This window comes from Saccharothrix sp. AJ9571 (assembly GCF_021725495.1).
GTDB classification, from domain to species: domain Bacteria; phylum Actinomycetota; class Actinomycetes; order Mycobacteriales; family Pseudonocardiaceae; genus Amycolatopsis; species Amycolatopsis magusensis.
Genome location: NZ_CP091382.1, coordinates 9,213,985 through 9,229,921 on the forward strand (window position 1 = coordinate 9,213,985; position 15,937 = coordinate 9,229,921).

At 68.5% G+C, this 15,937-nt stretch carries 19 protein-coding genes and 2 pseudogenes; 13 read left to right on the forward strand and 8 right to left on the reverse strand.

Going from position 1 to position 15,937, the window contains the following annotated elements; translation table 11 throughout:
* Window positions 1-10: 10 nt before the first annotated feature.
* On the forward strand, window positions 11-469 hold the full coding sequence (locus tag L3Q67_RS41670; protein WP_499191809.1) for an MFS transporter: 459 nt from the start codon (window positions 11-13) through the stop codon (window positions 467-469).
* Here L3Q67_RS41670 and L3Q67_RS41675 read toward each other — a convergent pair.
* Window positions 466-903, reverse strand: a complete 438-nt coding sequence (locus tag L3Q67_RS41675) for a hypothetical protein (protein ID WP_499186890.1) — start codon at window positions 901-903, stop codon at window positions 466-468. The two genes, L3Q67_RS41670 and L3Q67_RS41675, sit on opposite strands and share 4 nt — an antisense overlap.
* Between L3Q67_RS41675 and L3Q67_RS41680 the strand changes: the two genes are divergently transcribed.
* Complete coding sequence (locus tag L3Q67_RS41680) at window positions 890-1,297, forward strand: four-helix bundle copper-binding protein (protein WP_499191776.1); 408 nt, start codon at window positions 890-892, stop codon at window positions 1,295-1,297. The genes L3Q67_RS41675 and L3Q67_RS41680 overlap by 14 nt on opposite strands.
* 42 nt (window positions 1,298-1,339) lie before the next feature.
* Here the strand turns inward: L3Q67_RS41680 and L3Q67_RS41685 are convergent, their stop codons facing one another.
* Complete coding sequence (locus L3Q67_RS41685; protein ID WP_499186891.1) at window positions 1,340-1,540, reverse strand: hypothetical protein; 201 nt, start codon at window positions 1,538-1,540, stop codon at window positions 1,340-1,342.
* 347 nt (window positions 1,541-1,887) lie between these two features.
* Here L3Q67_RS41685 and L3Q67_RS41690 point away from each other — a divergent pair, with 347 nt between their 5' ends.
* The 3 genes from L3Q67_RS41690 (at window position 1,888) to L3Q67_RS41700 (ending at window position 3,545) form a co-directional block, all read left to right on the forward strand.
* Complete coding sequence (locus L3Q67_RS41690; protein ID WP_499186892.1) at window positions 1,888-2,304, forward strand: PRC-barrel domain-containing protein; 417 nt, start codon at window positions 1,888-1,890, stop codon at window positions 2,302-2,304.
* A 72-nt stretch (window positions 2,305-2,376) separates the two neighbouring features.
* Window positions 2,377-2,736, forward strand: coding sequence for an STAS domain-containing protein (locus L3Q67_RS41695; protein WP_499186893.1), 360 nt, complete (start codon window positions 2,377-2,379; stop codon window positions 2,734-2,736).
* Window positions 2,737-3,305: 569 nt separating this feature from the next.
* Window positions 3,306-3,545 (forward strand): hypothetical protein, encoded by a 240-nt coding sequence (locus tag L3Q67_RS41700; RefSeq protein WP_499186894.1) that lies wholly within the window; start codon window positions 3,306-3,308, stop codon window positions 3,543-3,545.
* A gap of 85 nt (window positions 3,546-3,630) precedes the next feature.
* On the opposite strand, the gene L3Q67_RS41705 is transcribed toward L3Q67_RS41700, so the two are convergent.
* Both L3Q67_RS41705 and L3Q67_RS41710 read right to left on the reverse strand, forming a co-directional pair.
* A complete protein-coding gene (locus tag L3Q67_RS41705) occupies window positions 3,631-4,176 on the reverse strand; it encodes a DUF4232 domain-containing protein (RefSeq protein WP_499186895.1) in 546 nt (181 codons plus the stop codon).
* 98 nt (window positions 4,177-4,274) lie between these two features.
* Window positions 4,275-5,474 (reverse strand): cation:proton antiporter, encoded by a 1,200-nt coding sequence (locus L3Q67_RS41710; protein ID WP_499186896.1) that lies wholly within the window; start codon window positions 5,472-5,474, stop codon window positions 4,275-4,277.
* Between the two features lie 300 nt (window positions 5,475-5,774).
* Between L3Q67_RS41710 and L3Q67_RS41715 the strand changes: the two genes are divergently transcribed.
* Complete coding sequence (locus L3Q67_RS41715) at window positions 5,775-6,242, forward strand: hypothetical protein (RefSeq protein WP_499186897.1); 468 nt, start codon at window positions 5,775-5,777, stop codon at window positions 6,240-6,242.
* A gap of 147 nt (window positions 6,243-6,389) precedes the next feature.
* A pseudogene (locus L3Q67_RS41720) lies at window positions 6,390-7,353 on the forward strand (IS481 family transposase).
* Here L3Q67_RS41720 and L3Q67_RS41725 read toward each other — a convergent pair.
* From L3Q67_RS41725 to L3Q67_RS41735, 3 genes are all read right to left on the reverse strand, one after another.
* A complete protein-coding gene (locus L3Q67_RS41725; RefSeq protein WP_499186898.1) occupies window positions 7,350-7,826 on the reverse strand; it encodes a copper chaperone PCu(A)C in 477 nt (158 codons plus the stop codon). The pseudogene L3Q67_RS41720 and the gene L3Q67_RS41725 sit on opposite strands and share 4 nt — an antisense overlap.
* A 217-nt stretch (window positions 7,827-8,043) precedes the next feature.
* The gene (locus L3Q67_RS41730; RefSeq protein ID WP_499186899.1) at window positions 8,044-8,754 is read right to left on the reverse strand and encodes a DUF3040 domain-containing protein; all 711 of its coding nucleotides are present in this window, start codon (window positions 8,752-8,754) and stop codon (window positions 8,044-8,046) included.
* Entirely contained in the window at window positions 8,751-9,677 is a 927-nt protein-coding gene (locus L3Q67_RS41735; RefSeq protein ID WP_499186900.1) for a universal stress protein, read from the reverse strand. Before L3Q67_RS41735 ends, L3Q67_RS41730 begins: the two co-directional genes overlap by 4 nt.
* A gap of 526 nt (window positions 9,678-10,203) precedes the next feature.
* Between L3Q67_RS41735 and L3Q67_RS41740 the strand changes: the two genes are divergently transcribed.
* From L3Q67_RS41740 to L3Q67_RS41765, 6 genes and pseudogenes are all read left to right on the forward strand, one after another.
* Complete coding sequence (locus L3Q67_RS41740) at window positions 10,204-10,398, forward strand: STAS domain-containing protein (protein ID WP_499186901.1); 195 nt, start codon at window positions 10,204-10,206, stop codon at window positions 10,396-10,398.
* Between the two features lie 14 nt (window positions 10,399-10,412).
* Entirely contained in the window at window positions 10,413-10,757 is a 345-nt protein-coding gene (locus L3Q67_RS41745) for a hypothetical protein (protein ID WP_499186902.1), read from the forward strand.
* 186 nt (window positions 10,758-10,943) lie between these two features.
* Window positions 10,944-12,776 (forward strand): glycoside hydrolase family 15 protein, encoded by a 1,833-nt coding sequence (locus L3Q67_RS41750; RefSeq protein ID WP_499186903.1) that lies wholly within the window; start codon window positions 10,944-10,946, stop codon window positions 12,774-12,776.
* 21 nt (window positions 12,777-12,797) lie between these two features.
* Window positions 12,798-13,301 carry a DUF421 domain-containing protein gene (locus L3Q67_RS41755; protein ID WP_499186904.1) on the forward strand — a complete coding sequence of 168 codons (504 nt, stop codon included), beginning with the start codon at window positions 12,798-12,800 and terminating at the stop codon, window positions 13,299-13,301.
* Between the two features lie 66 nt (window positions 13,302-13,367).
* Window positions 13,368-14,831 (forward strand): peptide MFS transporter, encoded by a 1,464-nt coding sequence (locus tag L3Q67_RS41760; RefSeq protein ID WP_499186905.1) that lies wholly within the window; start codon window positions 13,368-13,370, stop codon window positions 14,829-14,831.
* A gap of 216 nt (window positions 14,832-15,047) precedes the next feature.
* Window positions 15,048-15,509: pseudogene (locus L3Q67_RS41765) on the forward strand (alanine:cation symporter family protein); the annotation flags it as partial.
* Window positions 15,510-15,561: 52 nt separating this feature from the next.
* On the opposite strand, the gene L3Q67_RS41770 reads toward L3Q67_RS41765, so the two are convergent.
* Entirely contained in the window at window positions 15,562-15,786 is a 225-nt protein-coding gene (locus L3Q67_RS41770; protein ID WP_499186906.1) for a hypothetical protein, read from the reverse strand.
* Window positions 15,787-15,937 lie beyond the last annotated feature (151 nt).

Genomic DNA, 15,937 nt, shown 5'->3' on the forward strand with positions numbered 1-15,937 from the left:
CATCGCCGGCTTGATCGCCACGTTCGGTTTCGGCTGGCTCGCCGACCGGTGCTCCGACCGCGTCCTGATCATCACAACCATGGCGATCCTCGCCCTCGGCGCCTGCGGCAACGGCATCCGCACCCTCGAGGCCGTCACATTCCCCCGCTGTTTCGGCCTGAGCCACCTCGGCGCGATCTGCGGCGTGGTGCACTCGGTCACCGTCGGCGCCTCCGCCTTCGGTCCCCTCCTGCTCGCTTTCGGCCGCGACCACGCCACCACCTATCGCCCCGTCCTGCTCGTGACGACAGCACTTCCGTTGGCGGTCATCATCGCCGGAGCGCTGGTGCGCACCCCGCCCCCTGGCCCCGGTCACGCGAGCCGTGATTCGGCGCCGTTCGACTCACCAGTGAGCTGGGCCGCCCTTTCGCCAGCCCTTGCTGTTCACCACCGGAACCGAACGGGACGATGCCTGACGATCCGCCGCTAACCGGAGCCGATCCACCTGGTGAGGCGGAAGCGGGCGAGCCGGTGCAGCATCTCCTCCATCGCCTCCGGCACGATCTGCCCGTCGAGATCGCGCCGCGCCGTCACCACGACATCGCAGATTCCCGACTCCGGCAGCGTCGTCCCGAACTCGGTCGACAACTCGTGGGTGATCCTGCTGACAACATCTTCCGCTGGGCGGGTGCCAATGGTCATTGCTCTCCTCGATGAACGGGTTCTGCTTTGCTCTACCCCATTCTCATCCCGATCGGTGCCCGTCCACCTGACAAACAGCTGACGATGGCAGCGGCAGCACATTGCCGGGAAGGCCGGCACGGCGAGCCCGCGTGAACGCACGGACGCCGGGTACCCCTTCTGTTGTTGACCGCTGAGCAGAACACGAGGAGGTTCGATTGCGGTGACCATGGTTTCGGACATGCTGGACACCTACCCAGCCGACCTTGGACAGGTGGATCGGGACGCGCTTACCCGGTGCATCGAACAGTGCATCTCCTGCGCGCAGGCGTGCACCGCCTGCGCGGACGCCTGCCTGTCGGAAGCGGATGAGCACCTGCCAATGCTGCGCAAGTGCATCCGGTCCTGTGTGGACTGTGCCGACCTGTGCATGGTGACCGGGCAGATCCTTTCCCGGCACACCGGATACGACGCGAACGTCACTCGCGCCACGCTCGAAGCGTGCCTGACCGCGTGCCGGTCCTGTGGTGACGAGTGCGCTCTGCACGCCGACCAGCACGATCACTGCAAGGTGTGCGCCGACGCGTGCCGAGCCTGCGAGCGCGCATGCCGGGAACTGATCGACTCACTAGGCTGAACGACGCCAAGTGCGGCCGCCTCACCTGGCTCACCGGACCCGTCAAGCGGCACTGGTCGTTGTTGTCGCGTTCTCCGGGAACGTGCTCGGCGCAGAATTTCCGGGGAGCTGGGTGATGGCCGGGGTGGCGTCGGCCACCGATGCTGCCACCGGCAGCCGCTCCGGGCGGTCCTGCGTACTCACCCCGCAAGCGGCGGCGAGCAAGGCGGCCACGAGCACCACGCCGGCCATAATCGGTTTCATGGCTGGCCTCCGATAGCTCGGCGGCGAACCGAGCCCATCATCGGGGCCGGTCCTCTACCGGTGGAACTCCGCGGAACTCCCTTTCGCGTTCCCTCACCCCCGCCGCCATACACGTAGCCACTCCCCTCGTGACCAGCCCGTAACCTGGTGCCCTCGCCATGGACACCAGAGGCCGATGGGCAAGCCCGGGAACCTTGCGATTGCCTTACTCTTCGCTTTTGGTGTTGTGTTAAGCACGACTCGGACGTTTCAGCCAATCTTGCGATTACCTGACGAGCGACGACTTCTGGTTCCGGTAGAAGTTTCCCTGGGTAAGCCGGGTTTGACACACAGAAAGGAGCATCGTGATGAACGAATCAGCGCCTCTGGTCCGGCTGGCCGACTCCGAGTTGACCCTCGCCGATCCGGCCGACGATGTGCGGGGCAAGGAAGTCGTCGACCGGAACGCGAACAAGATCGGCGAGGTCTACGGACTGGTGATCGACCAGGACGAGCGCCGGGTCAGGTTGCTGGAATTGGCATCCGGTGGCTTTCTCGGTATCGGCAAGCAGAAAGTGCTCGTGCCGGTTGACGCCGTCTCCGCCATCGACGGCGACTCCGTGTACATCGACAGCGACCGCGATCAGGTGGCGAAGGGCCCGGTCTACGACCCGGAACTGGCCCCCGATCGGGCCACGGTTTCCGATCTCTACAGCTATTACGGTTACCTGCCGTTCTGGCACACCGGATACGTGAACCCGGGCTTTCCGTACCGCGTGCCGTAACCGCGGCACACGGCACCGGCCACCAGCGCGAGTTCGTGCCGATACCGACTCCAACGGCTTCGGAGGTCACAGATGCACGAATACATCTGCTTTCCCACTCTCCTTCCCCACCGAACCGGAAAGCCGGGAAAAGCCGCGCGCACGGTAGTGGTCCGAGGTGAGATCGACACGGTGACCGCGCCCGTGCTCGCCGACAAAGTGGCCGACGAACTCACGGGCAACAGCCGGATCGTTCTCGTCGATCTCGCGGGTGTGACGTTCTTCGGCATCAGTGGCCTGATCGTGCTGCTCGACCTCAGCGAACGCGCGCTGGCCGCCAACAGGGTGCTGGCCCTGTCCGGCTGCTCACCCGCCGTGCTCCGCGTTCTCGAGGTGACCAACACACTGGGCATGTTCGTACTGGACGATGCCACCCGGACTCGCGCCACCTGAAACCGTTCGGCGACAGGGCACATCACGATCCGGTGGCGAACCGGCAGAACGTCTCGGCGCCGCGGCGGGCGACGAGCGCGACCAGGTTGAGCTCGCCGGTGAAGGCGACCTCGTCGTGGCGGGCGAGCTCCTCCCCGCCCCGTTCGAGGTGTGCCGGGCGATGTGGAGCCGCACGGTGGCGTTGCGGTGGTAGCCGAGGCGTTCGGGGAGCACGTCCACGCCGCCGGTCAGGATGATGCCTGAACGCCGGGGGAGGAAATCGGCGAGCCGCCCGAAACGGTCCGGGCGGCGGCGGGAGCAAGCGACCATATTGGGCCTGTCCGTGGACGGCGAGATCACCAGACCCACGACACGCAGCACACCGTCACGGCGGCAGAGCGCAGTAGCGCCGGACGCCGTCTGCTCCGACACCCCGGCCACGTCGCCGGTACACCGGAACGACGCCCCCGGCGCAACTTCCAGCGCCGGGGGCTTCCTGTCCAACTCCTCGGCCATGGCAGGAGCCACGACGATCGACTGGCGACGACCAGGCACGGCTCGACCGCGACCTGCCCGGGAAACTCGACCTGATGAACCCGATGCACTTCCTCGGGCAACGCCACCCCGCCCGGGCGAAGCACTGGTGGATCCGCGTCGGCACCCTGGACACCGACACCTCGCTCACCGTCGTGGGCAACCTCACCTCAGCCCTGGACAACCTCGGCGACGACGTCAACGCCGCAATGTACTGGGACGCGGGCCACGGGGCCAACGAGGACGCGGCGGAGTTCATCGCCTGGATAGCCGAGATCACCGGACACCGCGGATAGCGCTGCCCAAGGCTGTCAACATCGCGTCCGGGCCGGGCTGGTCGCCGACACCAATGACGAACGCCTGACGAAACGCGGCCGCCGTTCACGGGTTCGACGGGGACGGCGCGGTGAAGGCGCCACCGCCCAGCCAGCCGTGCTGGCAGACCGGGCCGAACGCCCACGGCACGGACACCGTGCCCGGCCGGTCGGGCGGGGTCACTTCGAGGCGTGCGGGTTCGGGCTGGCAGGGCGCGTCGAGCGGTTCCCCGGCACCCCGTACGACGGTCCAGTGCAGGAGGCGCTGCGCCGACTCCCCGGCACCGAGGACGACGCTGACCGGTTCGGGATCAGGGGTGCGCCAGGAATCCGTGGGCACCGCGATGTCGTTCGCGTCGACCAGCCGCAGGTCCCCATAGCCGTCCACGGCGCACTCCGGGCCATCGGCATTGGTCAGGGTCAGTGTCGCGTAGCGCTGCCCGGCACCGGGCGAGCCGGGTTCCAGCGCGGCGGTGAGCTGCTCGGCAGGGCACGGCGACGGCGGAGCCGGGTCCGACACGGTCACCGTGCCGGTGTTCCCGATCCCGGGGTTCTCCGCCGGCGAGCCCGCCGCGCAGGCCGTCAGCGTCGCTGTGCCGATTCCGGTGGCCATCGCAATTCGTCCGATTCTCATGCTGGACGAGTTCCCGCCCCGGCCGAAAGGCACCGCCTGACGCGGTCTTCGCAAGGTTTTCGTCAGGTTCGGTGGGGTCATTCGTCCTGGGACCGGTGCCGGCCGGTGGGCAGGTTGTCCGGGGGTTCGACGCGCAGGGCCCTGGCCACCGGCACGTCGGTCGACGAATGCAGCACGATCGACAGCGCGATGGTCACCGCGACCAGGTCGAACACGACCTCGTTGTCCGGGATCCCGGATTGCAGCGCCAGCAGGCCGTAGACGACCGAGGCGAACCCCTTGGGCCCGAACCACGCTGCGGCGGAGCGTTCCCTGCGGGTCATCGGCGTGCGCAGCAGTGACAGCAGCATCGCGGCCGGGCGCACCAGCACGATGGCCAGCACCGCGAGGATCCAGGCACCGACGCTGAGGTGCGACAACCGTTCCGGGGTGATCAGCGCGCCGAACACGAGCAACGCCGCGAATTTGGTGATCTCGGAGAGCAGGTCACCGAGCGGTTCGAAGTGCTCGGCGGCCAGGCGGTCCATGGTGGCGAGAGCGGATCCGGCGGCGAAGGCGGCCAGATAGGGGTTCGCGTGTGTCAGGTGGCACCCGGCGTAGAGCATGACGGCGATCGCCAACGGCCCGAGAGCCTGCAACCGCGGTTCGGCGGTCAGCACCTTGAGCCGCCAGGCCAGCGTGACCGCCACCGGGATCGCGACGCCCAGCGCCAGCCCGAGCACGAGTTCCAGGCCGATCGTGCCCAGGTCCGCCGGTGCGTGGGCCGCGGTCGCCAGGAAGATCAGCACGAACGGCAGCGCCAAGCCGTCGTTGAGGCCGGACTCGACGTTGAGCAAGCGCCGCAAGCGGACGGGAACATCATCGCGGCCGACGATCGCCGCGGCGAACACCGGGTCCGTGGGAGACAGGATGGCCCCGACCAGGAAGGCGGTGGGCCAGTCCAGCCCGGCCAGGAAGTGCGCGGGCACGGCAATGCCGATCATGGTCAGCGGCATGCCCAGGCCCAGCGCCCGGCCGGACAGCCGCCACCCCTCACGCAGCGCGGGCAGGCTCGCCCGCTGCCCGTCGGTGAACAACACGGTGAACAGTGCGATGTCGGCCAGCGTGGTGACCAGGGGATCCGTCGCGCCGATCTCGATCAGCCCGAAGCCGCCCTCCCCGATCAGGGCACCGGCGAGCAGGAACAACAAGGCCGTGGACAGCACCGTGCGCGCGGCCAGCCCCGACAGGGAGACGCTGATCAGCAACACCACACCGAACGCCAGGATCAGCGCCACACCGTTCTCCGCCCTCGACAACCAGCTCGACCCGCTCGTGCAAGACCAGGTTGCCGACCAGACTTCCCGGCGCTCCGCGCGTAAAGATGCCGCAACCGTGGACGAGCGGCAAATCGGGACAAGCGGTCACGCCCGGCTGGTGGTCTCCCGGCGCGCCAAGCACGAATAGCAGTCACGGCAGTGCTGAAAGCGCGGTGACGACAAGGTCTGCGTCCTTTCGACCGATTGGGGGTGAGCCCGCATGGGCACCCCTGTACCGGGTATGTGCCTAGAAGTCGGAAACGACAAAAGGAGTCAACGATGGTCCTGCACAAAGCCCGTGTTCTCGCTATCGGCGGACTGCTGGCACTCGGCGGTCCGCTCGCCGCCTGCGACGACGGCGGGACGAACGGTGGGAACGACACGGGCACCGCCCCTGCGGTGACCACGACAGTGGCCTCAGATCCCCCCGGTGAGCAGCCGCAGTACTTCGGCAGCCAAGAGCACGTCGGCGAGCAGGTCACCATCACCGTGCCGGTGGCCACGAACCTCACCGACGGCTCGCTGGTGCTCGATGCCCGCGCCTACGGTGACGAGAACCTCCTGGTGCTGTTCCCGGACGACCAGCAGCAGTTCACCGAGGGCCAGAACGTCACCGCGACCGGCACCGTGCGCCAGTTCTCCTACGACCAGTACGCCGACCAGTACGGCCTCGGCGAGGCCACTCTTTTCGAGATCTACGCCAACGAAACCTTCCTCGCCGCGGATACGGTCATCCCGCAGGCTTGATCACCAGCCGCGTGAGGCGCTTCTTCGCCTAGGTGTAGTGACCATGGACGTTGTTGACGGTTGAGCGGCGCGTCGGGTTGATCATGAGGAAGATCCCCCTGTGGGGTGGAGGTGTCTGACGCCTTCTACCGCACAACGGAGGTCTTCGTGTCCCACCGTAATGCCCGGTTGACCGTGTATGGGTGGCGACTGCTGGTGCAGCGGGTCACCGCGGGGCGCCCGGTCGCGCACGTCGCCGCGGAAATGGGAGTGTCCCGGGCGACCGCCCACAAGTGGGTCCGCCGCTATCGGCTCGAGGGTGAACACGGCCTGCATGACCGGTCCAGCCGCCCGCATCACTGCCCCCGTCGCACCACGGCCGACGCCGAGTCCGCGATCCTGGCCCTGCGCCGCTCACGCCGGCTCGGCCCGGCCCGGATTGCCGGCATCCTGGGCCTGCACGCTTCCACGGTGCACCGCGTGCTCACCCGCCACCACGAACCCCGGCTGAGCTGGCTGGACCGCCCGAGCGGGCAGCCCATCCGCCGCTACGAACGCGCACGCCCGGCGAACTAGTCCACGTCGATGTCAAAAACTCGGCCGGATACGCGACGGCGGCGGCTGGCGCGCCCACGGCCGTGACAGCTCCCAGCGCCACGCCGCCCGCCGCGCCCCACGGGTGGGCTACGACTACGTCCATTGCGCCATCGACGACCACACCCGCCTGGCCTACGCCGAGATCCACCCCGACGAGACCGCCACCACCTGCGCGGGCTCCCTGCGCCGAGCAGCACAAGCACTCGCCGCCCACGGCATCCCGGCCATCGAACGGGTCATGACCGACAACGCCATGGCCTACCGGCGTTCACGCGCCCTTCGCCCACTCACCGACATCGGCGCCACCCACCGCCTCACCCGCGCCTACCGGCCCCAGACCAACGGCAAAGCCGAACGCTTCAACCGCACCCTCACCGAAGAATGGGCCTACGCCCACACCTTCACCAGCAGCAAGCAAGGCGCCGACACCCTGCCCGACTTCCTCCACCCCTACAACCACCACCGAGCCCACACCGCACTCGCAGGCCAAGCACCCGTCACCCGCGTCAACAACGCATCAGGGCAATACACCTAGGAGGATCCCGGCAGTCCGATGGGCGGCGTGGCGAGGCACGCGTAGTGCGCTGCCTTGTCACGCTCCTCCCGTTCTTGCACCTTGGCCTGCACGGTGCCGGTGCCCGCGTCGGCGAAGGTGAAGGTCAACGGCACGGTGGTACCCGCCAGCACTTCCTGCCCGAAACCGCGCACCGTGAGGTAGTAGGGCAGGTGACCGAACACTTCCTTCCTGAGAGGAGCGGGGACCGAGCCGCGGCGCAAGGGGATCGAGGAGACGGTCTCGGCCTCTCCGTCACAGGCTTGGTCCCAGTGCAGCCGGACGTCCCGGGCGTGGCTGCTGGTCACCGCGATGAGGCTGTCCTGGATCGGCTCGCCGGTGAACAGCGACAGCGCCACCCGCGCGTCTTCGCCGGGCTGGTAGGTCCCGTCGGCGGGCCGTTCGACATAGACGTTGCGCAGCTTGATCGCGCCGATTTCGGCGTTGGTACCCATCGTGCCGGCGCCTTGCCCGTGCTGGAGGGGGTTTCCGCAGCCGGCTATTCCGGCGAGCAAGGCCGCACACAGCGGCACCCTGGCATACGGGTTCGTCAACGGAGTCATACCGCAGCGATACCCGCCAGGCTCCCCCTGCCACGCGGCAACGGGGATCGTCAGGTAGTCGTCAGGTGGTGAGTTCGGCAGCGCCGTCCGGTGCGATCCGGCGCGGGCTTCACCGGCCGTCGCTGTCTCCCCGGCGGTGCGCACCCGTGCCGCCACGATGGTGGTGACGGCGAAGCAAGCAGGCCGCGACAGCGCACCCGGCTGCGACCAGCAGCAGGCTCACGTCCCCCGCGAGTGCGCCCAGCAGGGCTACGACACCGAGCACGATCGCCAGTGCCGTCCACACGGTTGCGACAGAGCCGGTCGTCGTCCGCAGAGTGTGCGCGAACTCGGGATCCTCCTCGGCCAACCGCTGCTCGATCAAGTCGAGTTGCCGTCGTTCCCAGTCGTTGAGCGCACCGCCCTCGTCTCCCCGCCCAGCGGCGGACTTGATCGCCTCCCCCGGTGGGAGCAAACGCCCCTCCGGCACATTCGCGGGTAGCCGCGCTGAGCGCCACCAGTGGTGAAGCCACATCACCGGCCGTCCTTCCCTGGGTCGGGCACGCGGGAGCACGTGCGCCTGAGCTGGACTCCCGTCCTGGAGATTCTGCCGCGGATCGAAGTCCCCCAGGCCCGCCAGGCCGGTATACCCGGCCAGCACAGCGATCACCCCACCGGCGATCGCACCGTGGATGGTGCCGTACACCGCCAGCAGCACGTCGGCGGCCAGCGGGGTCACGGGGCTGAAGGCTCCGTAACTCCAGCCCGACAGGGCTCCGGCCACCGCTCCGGCGATCGCCGCCCGGCTGGTGGTCGAGAGAACGGTACGTCTGACGGTCATCGGCTGTCTTCGCCGGTGTCACGCAGCACGGCCACCGGGCAAGGGGCGTGGTAGAGCACCGCGTGGCTGACCGACCCGAGGAACGCCCGCCCCACCGCACCGCGGCCGTGGCTCCCGACCACGAGCAACCGTGCGTACTCGCCCATCTCCGTGAGGACTCGGGCGGGCTGGTCGGCGACAAACCGTACTTCGGCCCGCACATCCGGGAAACGCTCAGCGTACTCGTCCAGGTGTGCCCGCACCGCCGCTTCGGCCGCGGCATCCTGCCGGTCCCAGCCGGCCGGCGGCATCGGCGCGGCCGCGAGCAGTCCCACCGGCCAGTCCGACCAGGCGTGCACGGCCAGCAGTGGCGAGCCGTGCCCGGCCGCGAACTCGAACGCGAACTCGATCGCGCGGTCACTGGTCGGGGAGCCGTCCACGCCGACCACCACCGGTGCCGCCTCCGCCGCGGTCGCAGGCTCCGGGTCGTCGCCACGGACCACGATCACCGGCCGATCGGCCGCACGGACCACGTCGGCCGCCGTGGAGCCCAGCAGCACGCGCGGGAAGGCTCCGAGGCCCGAAGATCCCACCACGATCAGCGCCGCGCCCACGTCCTCGGCGACCTCGGGCAGGACCACCCCCGCCCTGCCTTCCGGCAGCGCGGTCTCGACGACCAGTTCGGGCCGGGCCTTTCGGCACTGCTCGGCCAGCTCACCGAGCTGGTACTCCGCGTGCTGCCGGATCCGGGCACCCTCCGTATCACCGGCGCTGGTCCAGCCCTGCATGATCGGTGGCGCCCAGGCGAAGCACTGCACGACCAGCAGCGGGCAGCGTCGTCGCGTAGCCTCGGCGGCCGCCCAGTGGACCGCGCGGCGGGAACCATCCGATCCATCGAACCCAGCCAGGATCGAGCCTGCTGCGGTGGCGCCCGAGGTGGTCACTTCCTTCTCCTTCGATCGCCGATTCCCCGCGCGGAATGCCGCGGGCTCCGCTTCGCATTCCCGCCATCTCGTCGGCGCACACGCGCTCGGGCTTCCCGTGACCGAGACGTGATCCGACTCCGATATCTCGAAAGTAATACGCGTCCCCCACCTACCGAACCTTGCGATTGTCTGCCGATTTCGTGATCGTTGACGCCACTGCTCTGCCGGCACCGCCGAAAATCTTCCGCTTCAGTCCGGCCACCTTGCCATCACCTGACGTTGACCGGCTCGCGGTTTGGGCCAGGCGACCCCAAGGGTAGTTCTGAACCAAATGGGAAAGGAGCCGTCGTGATCAGCGAGTCCCCACTCTGGTTCGGCTCCGGCAACGCCTGCCATGGGCGGTCCTGATCGATCGAAAACCGGTTCAAGCGGATTCGGAGGCCGCAGATGCAGGAAAATTCTCGCATTGAGCTTTCTCGCTCCGGCCGATACGGCATTCCGGGAGGAGTCCCACGAACGGTGGCAGCCCGGGGGCGCGATCGACATGGTCACCGCGCCCACCCTGACCGCCCAGTTGACCGAGGAATTCGCACGCGGAAGCCACGTCGTCGCCGACCTCTCCGGTGTGCCGTTCTTCGGAGTGAGCGGCTTGGTGACGCTCTTGGAAGCCGGCGAAGCGGCCGAACGCAAGGACAAAGTGCTGGCCGTCACCACCGGATCCCGGCACTCCCGGAGCTGAAAGGAGTTCGCACGGTGACCACCTCAGCACGTCGAATCCGGCAGCAGGCCGCCCTCGGGCTCGCCGTCGCCCTGGTCACCACCGCCTCAGCATGCGCCGGCGGCACGCCCTCCACGGATCCGCCGCCACCCGGCGAGATCGAGGAGATGCGGGTGACGGGCACGGTCGTGACCGGCGTGGAACCCGGATGCCTTCTCCTCGACACCGGTACGACGCGCTACCTCCTGGTGGGCGGCGACCAGACCCGGCTCGGCCCGCGGCAGCGCGTGACGGTGACCGGACTCGCCGAGCCTGGCACGCCCACCACGTGCATGGAGGGCATTCCCCTCGCCGTCGACGAAATCCATCCGGCGGCCTGATCCCCGCCGCGGACTCGAGCCGGGGAAGTGACCTTGACGAAGGGGCGGCTTGTGCAGAAGGAGCTTGATGCTCGTCGGCAGCGAAGTAGGCGGGCATGGCCGCTCACTCCGCGGGATCTGGGTACCCCCGACAGCAAGCAGCGAAGGACCGCCGGGAGTCCACGTCGCGAGGGAGAAAGGCGAGCCATGCCAGGACGGATCGAAGACTACGCGCTACTGGGCGATCTGCAGACCGCGGCGCTGCTCGGCGATGACGGCAGCATCGATTGGCTCTGCCTGCCCAGGTTCGACTCACCCGCCTGCTTCGCCGCCCTGCTGGACGACGAACGCGCGGGCAGGTGGCTCGTCGCGCCGTCCTCCGGCGGCACTGTCTCCCGCCGCCGGTACCGCGGGGACACCCTCATCATGGAAAGCGAATGGGACACCGCCGAGGGCACCGTGCGCGTCGTGGACTTCATGCCGCCGCGCGGGGAAGCCGCTGACGTGGTGCGGGTCGTGGAGGGCGTTTCCGGCCGCGTTCCGATGCGCATGCGGTTGCGGCTGCGCTTCGACTACGGCCACGTCGCTCCCTGGGTGCGCTACCACGGCAAAGAACTGGCCGCCATCGCCGGCCCGGACGCGGTGTGGCTGCACAGCCCGGTACCGATCTCGGACACAGGCACCGAGGCCGGTGCCGAGTTCGAGGTGGAGGCCGGTGACCGGCTCGCGTTCGTGCTCACCCACCGGCTGTCCCACCTGCCCCGGCCGGATCCCGTCGACGCCGATCAGGCCCTCACCGACACCGAGGCGTTCTGGTCGGGCTGGATCTCCCGATGCCAGTACCGAGGGCCTTGGGAATCCGGAGTGCGCCGTGCCCTGGTCACCCTCAAGGCACTGACCTACGCGCCGACCGGAGGCATCGTCGCCGCCGCCACCACCTCCCTTCCCGAGCAACTCGGGGGCCCGCGCAACTGGGACTACCGCTACTGCTGGCTGCGCGACGCGACCTTCACCCTGCAAGCGCTGCTCGGCACCGGCTTCACCGAAGAAGCCCACGACTGGCGCGAATGGCTGGTCCGCGCCGTCGCGGGCGATCCGGCGAAGCTGCAGATCATGTACGGGCTCGACGGGACACGCCGCCTGCCCGAGCAGACCCTGGACTGGCTCTCCGGCTACGAAGGGGCCGCGCCCGTGCGCGTCGGCAACGCCGCGGCCGACCAGTTCCAGCTCGACGTCTGGGGCGAGGTGCTCGACGGGCTGCACCTGGCCAGGGAAGCCGGACTGCCCGCGCAGGACGTGGCCTGGGACCTGCAGCGCGCGCTGCTGGACTTTCTCGAGGGCAACTGGCAGGAGCCCGACAACAGCCTGTGGGAGATGCGTGGTCCACGACGGCAGTTCGTGCATTCCAAGGTGATGGCCTGGGCCGGGGTGGACCGGGCAGTGGACAGCGTCGAGCGGCACGGCCTGCCCGGCCCCGTCGATCGCTGGCGCGCCCTGCGTGCGGAGATCCACGCCGAGGTTTGCCGGGAAGGCTACGACGCCCACCGCAACACCTTCACCCAGTTCTACGGGTCCGAGGGGCTGGACGCGGCCCTGCTGCTGCTTCCCCGAGTCGGTTTCCTGCCCTGGGACGATCCCCGCATCCGGGGGACCATCGACGCGGTGCGCACCGAACTGTGCGAGCAGGACTTCGTGCTGCGCTATCGCACCGACAGCGACGGCGGAGTCGACGGGCTCCCCGGCGGCGAAGGCGCTTTCCTCGCGTGCAGCTTCTGGCTCGCCGATGCCCTGCACGGTACCGGCAGGCACCAGGAAGCACGGACGTTGTTCGAACGCCTGCTGGACCTGCGCAACGACGTCGGCTTGCTCAGCGAGGAATACGATCCCGCCCGCGGCAGGCACCTCGGCAACACACCACAGGCGTTCAGCATGGTGGGATTGATCAACACCGCCCGCCAGCTCACCGGTAGCCGCACCACCACCTCCGCCTCGCCAGGACGACAAGACCTCGGCCGAGCCCCGCGCACCCGCTCTTCCTGACCTTTCCCGGAGAGGACGACGATGTTCTTCGACAACTGGCAGGCCATCGGGCGGATCGCCCTCGTCGGCACCCTCGCGTTCCTCGCAATGGTGACAGTGCTCCGCCTGTCGGGGAAGCGGACGCTGTCGAAGATGAACGCCTTCGACCTGGTCGTCACCGTCGCGCTGGGCTCCACGCTGGCGAGCATCCTCCTGACCCAGCAGGTCGCTCTCCTCGAAAGCGTCACCGCCCTCGTCGTGCTGGTGGGCCTGCAGTTCCTCGTCGCCTGGCTCGCCGTGCGATCGGCACGAGTGAAGAACGCGGTCAAAGCCTCACCGGTCTTCCTGGTCCGGCGGGGACAACTGCTGCCCACCGCCCTGCGCGAGCACCGGATCACCAGGGACGAGGTGTGCCAGGCGGTACGCGCGCAGGGCCTGGGCAACTTCGAAGAGGTCGACGCCGTGGTCCTGGAAACCGACGGCAGTTTCAGCGTTGTCACCGCCGGCCATGCCGGCTCCCGTGACACCTTGTCCGCTGTGGCGTGACCGGCGAACCGCCGGAAAAGGCAAGGGAAAAGCAGAGCTCGGCCCAACGACGTGGTCTCGGAGGCAATGGTGAACACCACCGCTGACGCGGAAAAGAAGGACACGGCGTTCTTCGGTCACCCACGAGCGCTCGGCACCCTGTTCGGGCTCGAGATGTGGGAACGCTTCTCGTTCTACGGAATGCAGGGCATCCTGACCATCTACCTCTACTACGCCGCCGTGAACGGCGGCCTCGGCCTCCCCGAGGCGACCGCGGCCAGCATCGTGGGCGCCTACGGTGGCCTGGTCTACCTGTCCACGATCGTCGGCGCCTGGCTCGCCGACCGGGTGGCCGGCTCCGAGCACGTGCTGTTCGCCAGCGCCGTGCTCATCATGATCGGCCACCTCTGCCTCGCCCTGCTGCCCGGGTTCGCCGGCGTCGGGGCCGGACTCGTCTGCGTCGCCCTGGGCAGCGGCGGACTCAAGGCCAACGCCACCGCGCTGGCCGGCGCGCTCTATGCCCGCGGCGACGAGCGCCGGGACGCCGGTTTCTCCCTGTTCTACCTCGGCATCAACCTGGGCGCCTTCCTGGGGCCGCTGCTCACCGGACTCGCCCAGCAGCGGCTGGGCTTCCACTACGGTTTCGGGCTCGCGGCGATCGGAATGGCCGCCGGGCTGCTCCAGTACACCTTCGGCCGCAAGAACCTCAGCCCCAGCGCCAACGATGTCCCCAATCCCCTGCCCCGCCGCCGGCGCCCCGTGGTCGCCGCCGCAGCGCTGGCGGCCATCTGCGTGCTCCTCGTGCTCATCCTGAGCGGCGTGATCACACCGGCTAACCTGGCCACCATCACCGTCGCCGTCATCGGGCTCGCCGCGATCACCTACTTCGTGGTCATCCTCACCAGCGGGCGGACCGACCGGATCGAACGCAAGCGGGTGACCAGCTTCATCCCCCTGTTCCTGGCCAGCTTCGTGTTCTTCGCCTTGTTCCAGCAACAGTTCACCGTGGTCATCCTCTACAGCGACCAGCGGCTGGACCGCACGTTCCTCGGCTGGGAGATGCCGGTCGCGTGGGTGAACTCCATCAACCCGATCTTCATCATCCTGCTCGCGGGCGCGTTCGCCGCGCTGTGGACCAAACTGGGCTCACGCCAACCGTCGAGCCCCGTCAAGTTCGCGCTCGGCACCATCACCATGGGCCTGGCGTTCCTCGCCTTCATCCCGTGGGCGAGCGGCACCGGCAACACCACTCCCCTGCTCGCCCTGGTGGGCATCCTGCTGCTGTTCACCATCGCCGAACTGCTGCTGTCGCCGGTAGGCCTGTCACTGGCCACCAAGCTGGCGCCCCGGGCTTTCCGCACCCAGATGGTCTCGCTGAACTTCCTGTCCATCGCACTGGGCACCGCGGTGGCAGGCTCGCTCGCGAAGTACTACGACCCCACGAACGAAACCCCGTACTTCCTCGCCATCGGCGGCACGGCCATCGGTTTCGGCCTACTGCTCGCCCTGGCCAGTCCCTTCATCCGCAAACTCATGCACGGCGTGCGCTAGCCAAGCGCGCACGGTCCTGTTCCCCCACCGCGCCGACTCCGGCTGGTCTGGCCCGGGGCTGACGGGTTTGCCTACGGGCGGCCCCACTCAGGCCCGTGTACAAGCGGTTTCCGGCTGGTCTCGGCGTTCGGTAGGCGTCGGGGATGCCGTCGGCGTCTACATCGAGGTGCTCCAGCTCGTGAATCCGCCGGTACACCCGGTTGCGGGCGCGCAGGATGCACGATGACCGCACTGACCGTGATCATCGCCAAGACCCAGTTCTGGACCGACGCCAAGGCCACCGTGTTCGCCGGCGGCGAGACCCCCGACGGTGTCACGGTCACCTCGGAATCCTTCGCCACCGTGCTGCCGTGGTTCCCCTACGTGCTCACCGTCGCCGTGGTCCTCTTCGCCGTGTCGACCATCATCACCTGGGGCTACTACGGCCAGAAGGCCTGGACCTACCTGTTCGGCAAGAGCCTGCTCAGCGAACGCCTCTACCACGTGGTGTTCTGCCTCTTCGTCGTCGCAGGCTCGGTGCTCACCCTCGGCAGCGTGCTCGACTTCGCCGACGCCGTGCTGTTCCTGCTGGCACTGTTCAACATCGCCGGGCTCTACCTGCTCGCGCCGATCGTCAAACGCGAAATGCGCGACTACCGCGAACGCCGCCACAGCGGAGAAATCGTCCGGGCCAAGTAACCCGCGGCCGCTCCCATCGTCCACCGTGGACGGTGGGAGCGGTTCCGCGTGCTCACCACCTGGCCCGACCGGCCACGTCCCAGCGAGTCAGCCGGAACCGGGCCAGGCGGTGCAGCATCTCCTCCATCGCCTCCGGCACGATCTGCCCGTCGAGGTCACGCTTGGCCGCGACGACCGTGCCGACGATGCCGGACGGTGGCACGGTGGCGAACTCCCCCGCCAGTTCGCGAACCACCTTGCTGACGACGTCCTCACTCCGGGCGGTGTCGATCGACATGTTCCTCCTCGGTCGGCTGCACCCCTATCATCGCCGCGGAAGCCACGGACTCAACTGACGACTGACTGACGATCGCCTGCGTACCTGACGAACACCTTACGAATCGAGGTGTGCTCGGCGAAGACCCGTCAGCGGGCTTGCGCTTGCCGCC

What these genes read in the sequence shown, in the direction of transcription:
- L3Q67_RS41680 (WP_499191776.1), top strand. Translation starts at nt 890, where the DNA reads ATGGTTTCGGACATGCTGGACACCTACCCAGCCGACCTTGGACAGGTG.
- L3Q67_RS41675 (WP_499186890.1), bottom strand. Translation starts at nt 903, where the DNA reads ATGTCCGAAACCATGGTCACCGCAATCGAACCTCCTCGTGTTCTGCTC.
- L3Q67_RS41685 (WP_499186891.1), bottom strand. Translation starts at nt 1,540, where the DNA reads ATGAAACCGATTATGGCCGGCGTGGTGCTCGTGGCCGCCTTGCTCGCC.
- L3Q67_RS41690 (WP_499186892.1), top strand. Translation starts at nt 1,888, where the DNA reads ATGAACGAATCAGCGCCTCTGGTCCGGCTGGCCGACTCCGAGTTGACC.
- L3Q67_RS41695 (WP_499186893.1), top strand. Translation starts at nt 2,377, where the DNA reads ATGCACGAATACATCTGCTTTCCCACTCTCCTTCCCCACCGAACCGGA.
- L3Q67_RS41700 (WP_499186894.1), top strand. Translation starts at nt 3,306, where the DNA reads ATGAACCCGATGCACTTCCTCGGGCAACGCCACCCCGCCCGGGCGAAG.
- L3Q67_RS41705 (WP_499186895.1), bottom strand. Translation starts at nt 4,176, where the DNA reads ATGGCCACCGGAATCGGCACAGCGACGCTGACGGCCTGCGCGGCGGGC.
- L3Q67_RS41715 (WP_499186897.1), top strand. Translation starts at nt 5,775, where the DNA reads ATGGTCCTGCACAAAGCCCGTGTTCTCGCTATCGGCGGACTGCTGGCA.
- L3Q67_RS41725 (WP_499186898.1), bottom strand. Translation starts at nt 7,826, where the DNA reads ATGGGTACCAACGCCGAAATCGGCGCGATCAAGCTGCGCAACGTCTAT.
- L3Q67_RS41730 (WP_499186899.1), bottom strand. Translation starts at nt 8,754, where the DNA reads ATGACCGTCAGACGTACCGTTCTCTCGACCACCAGCCGGGCGGCGATC.
- L3Q67_RS41740 (WP_499186901.1), top strand. Translation starts at nt 10,204, where the DNA reads ATGGTCACCGCGCCCACCCTGACCGCCCAGTTGACCGAGGAATTCGCA.
- L3Q67_RS41750 (WP_499186903.1), top strand. Translation starts at nt 10,944, where the DNA reads ATGCCAGGACGGATCGAAGACTACGCGCTACTGGGCGATCTGCAGACC.
- L3Q67_RS41755 (WP_499186904.1), top strand. Translation starts at nt 12,798, where the DNA reads ATGTTCTTCGACAACTGGCAGGCCATCGGGCGGATCGCCCTCGTCGGC.
- L3Q67_RS41760 (WP_499186905.1), top strand. Translation starts at nt 13,368, where the DNA reads ATGGTGAACACCACCGCTGACGCGGAAAAGAAGGACACGGCGTTCTTC.
- L3Q67_RS41770 (WP_499186906.1), bottom strand. Translation starts at nt 15,786, where the DNA reads ATGTCGATCGACACCGCCCGGAGTGAGGACGTCGTCAGCAAGGTGGTT.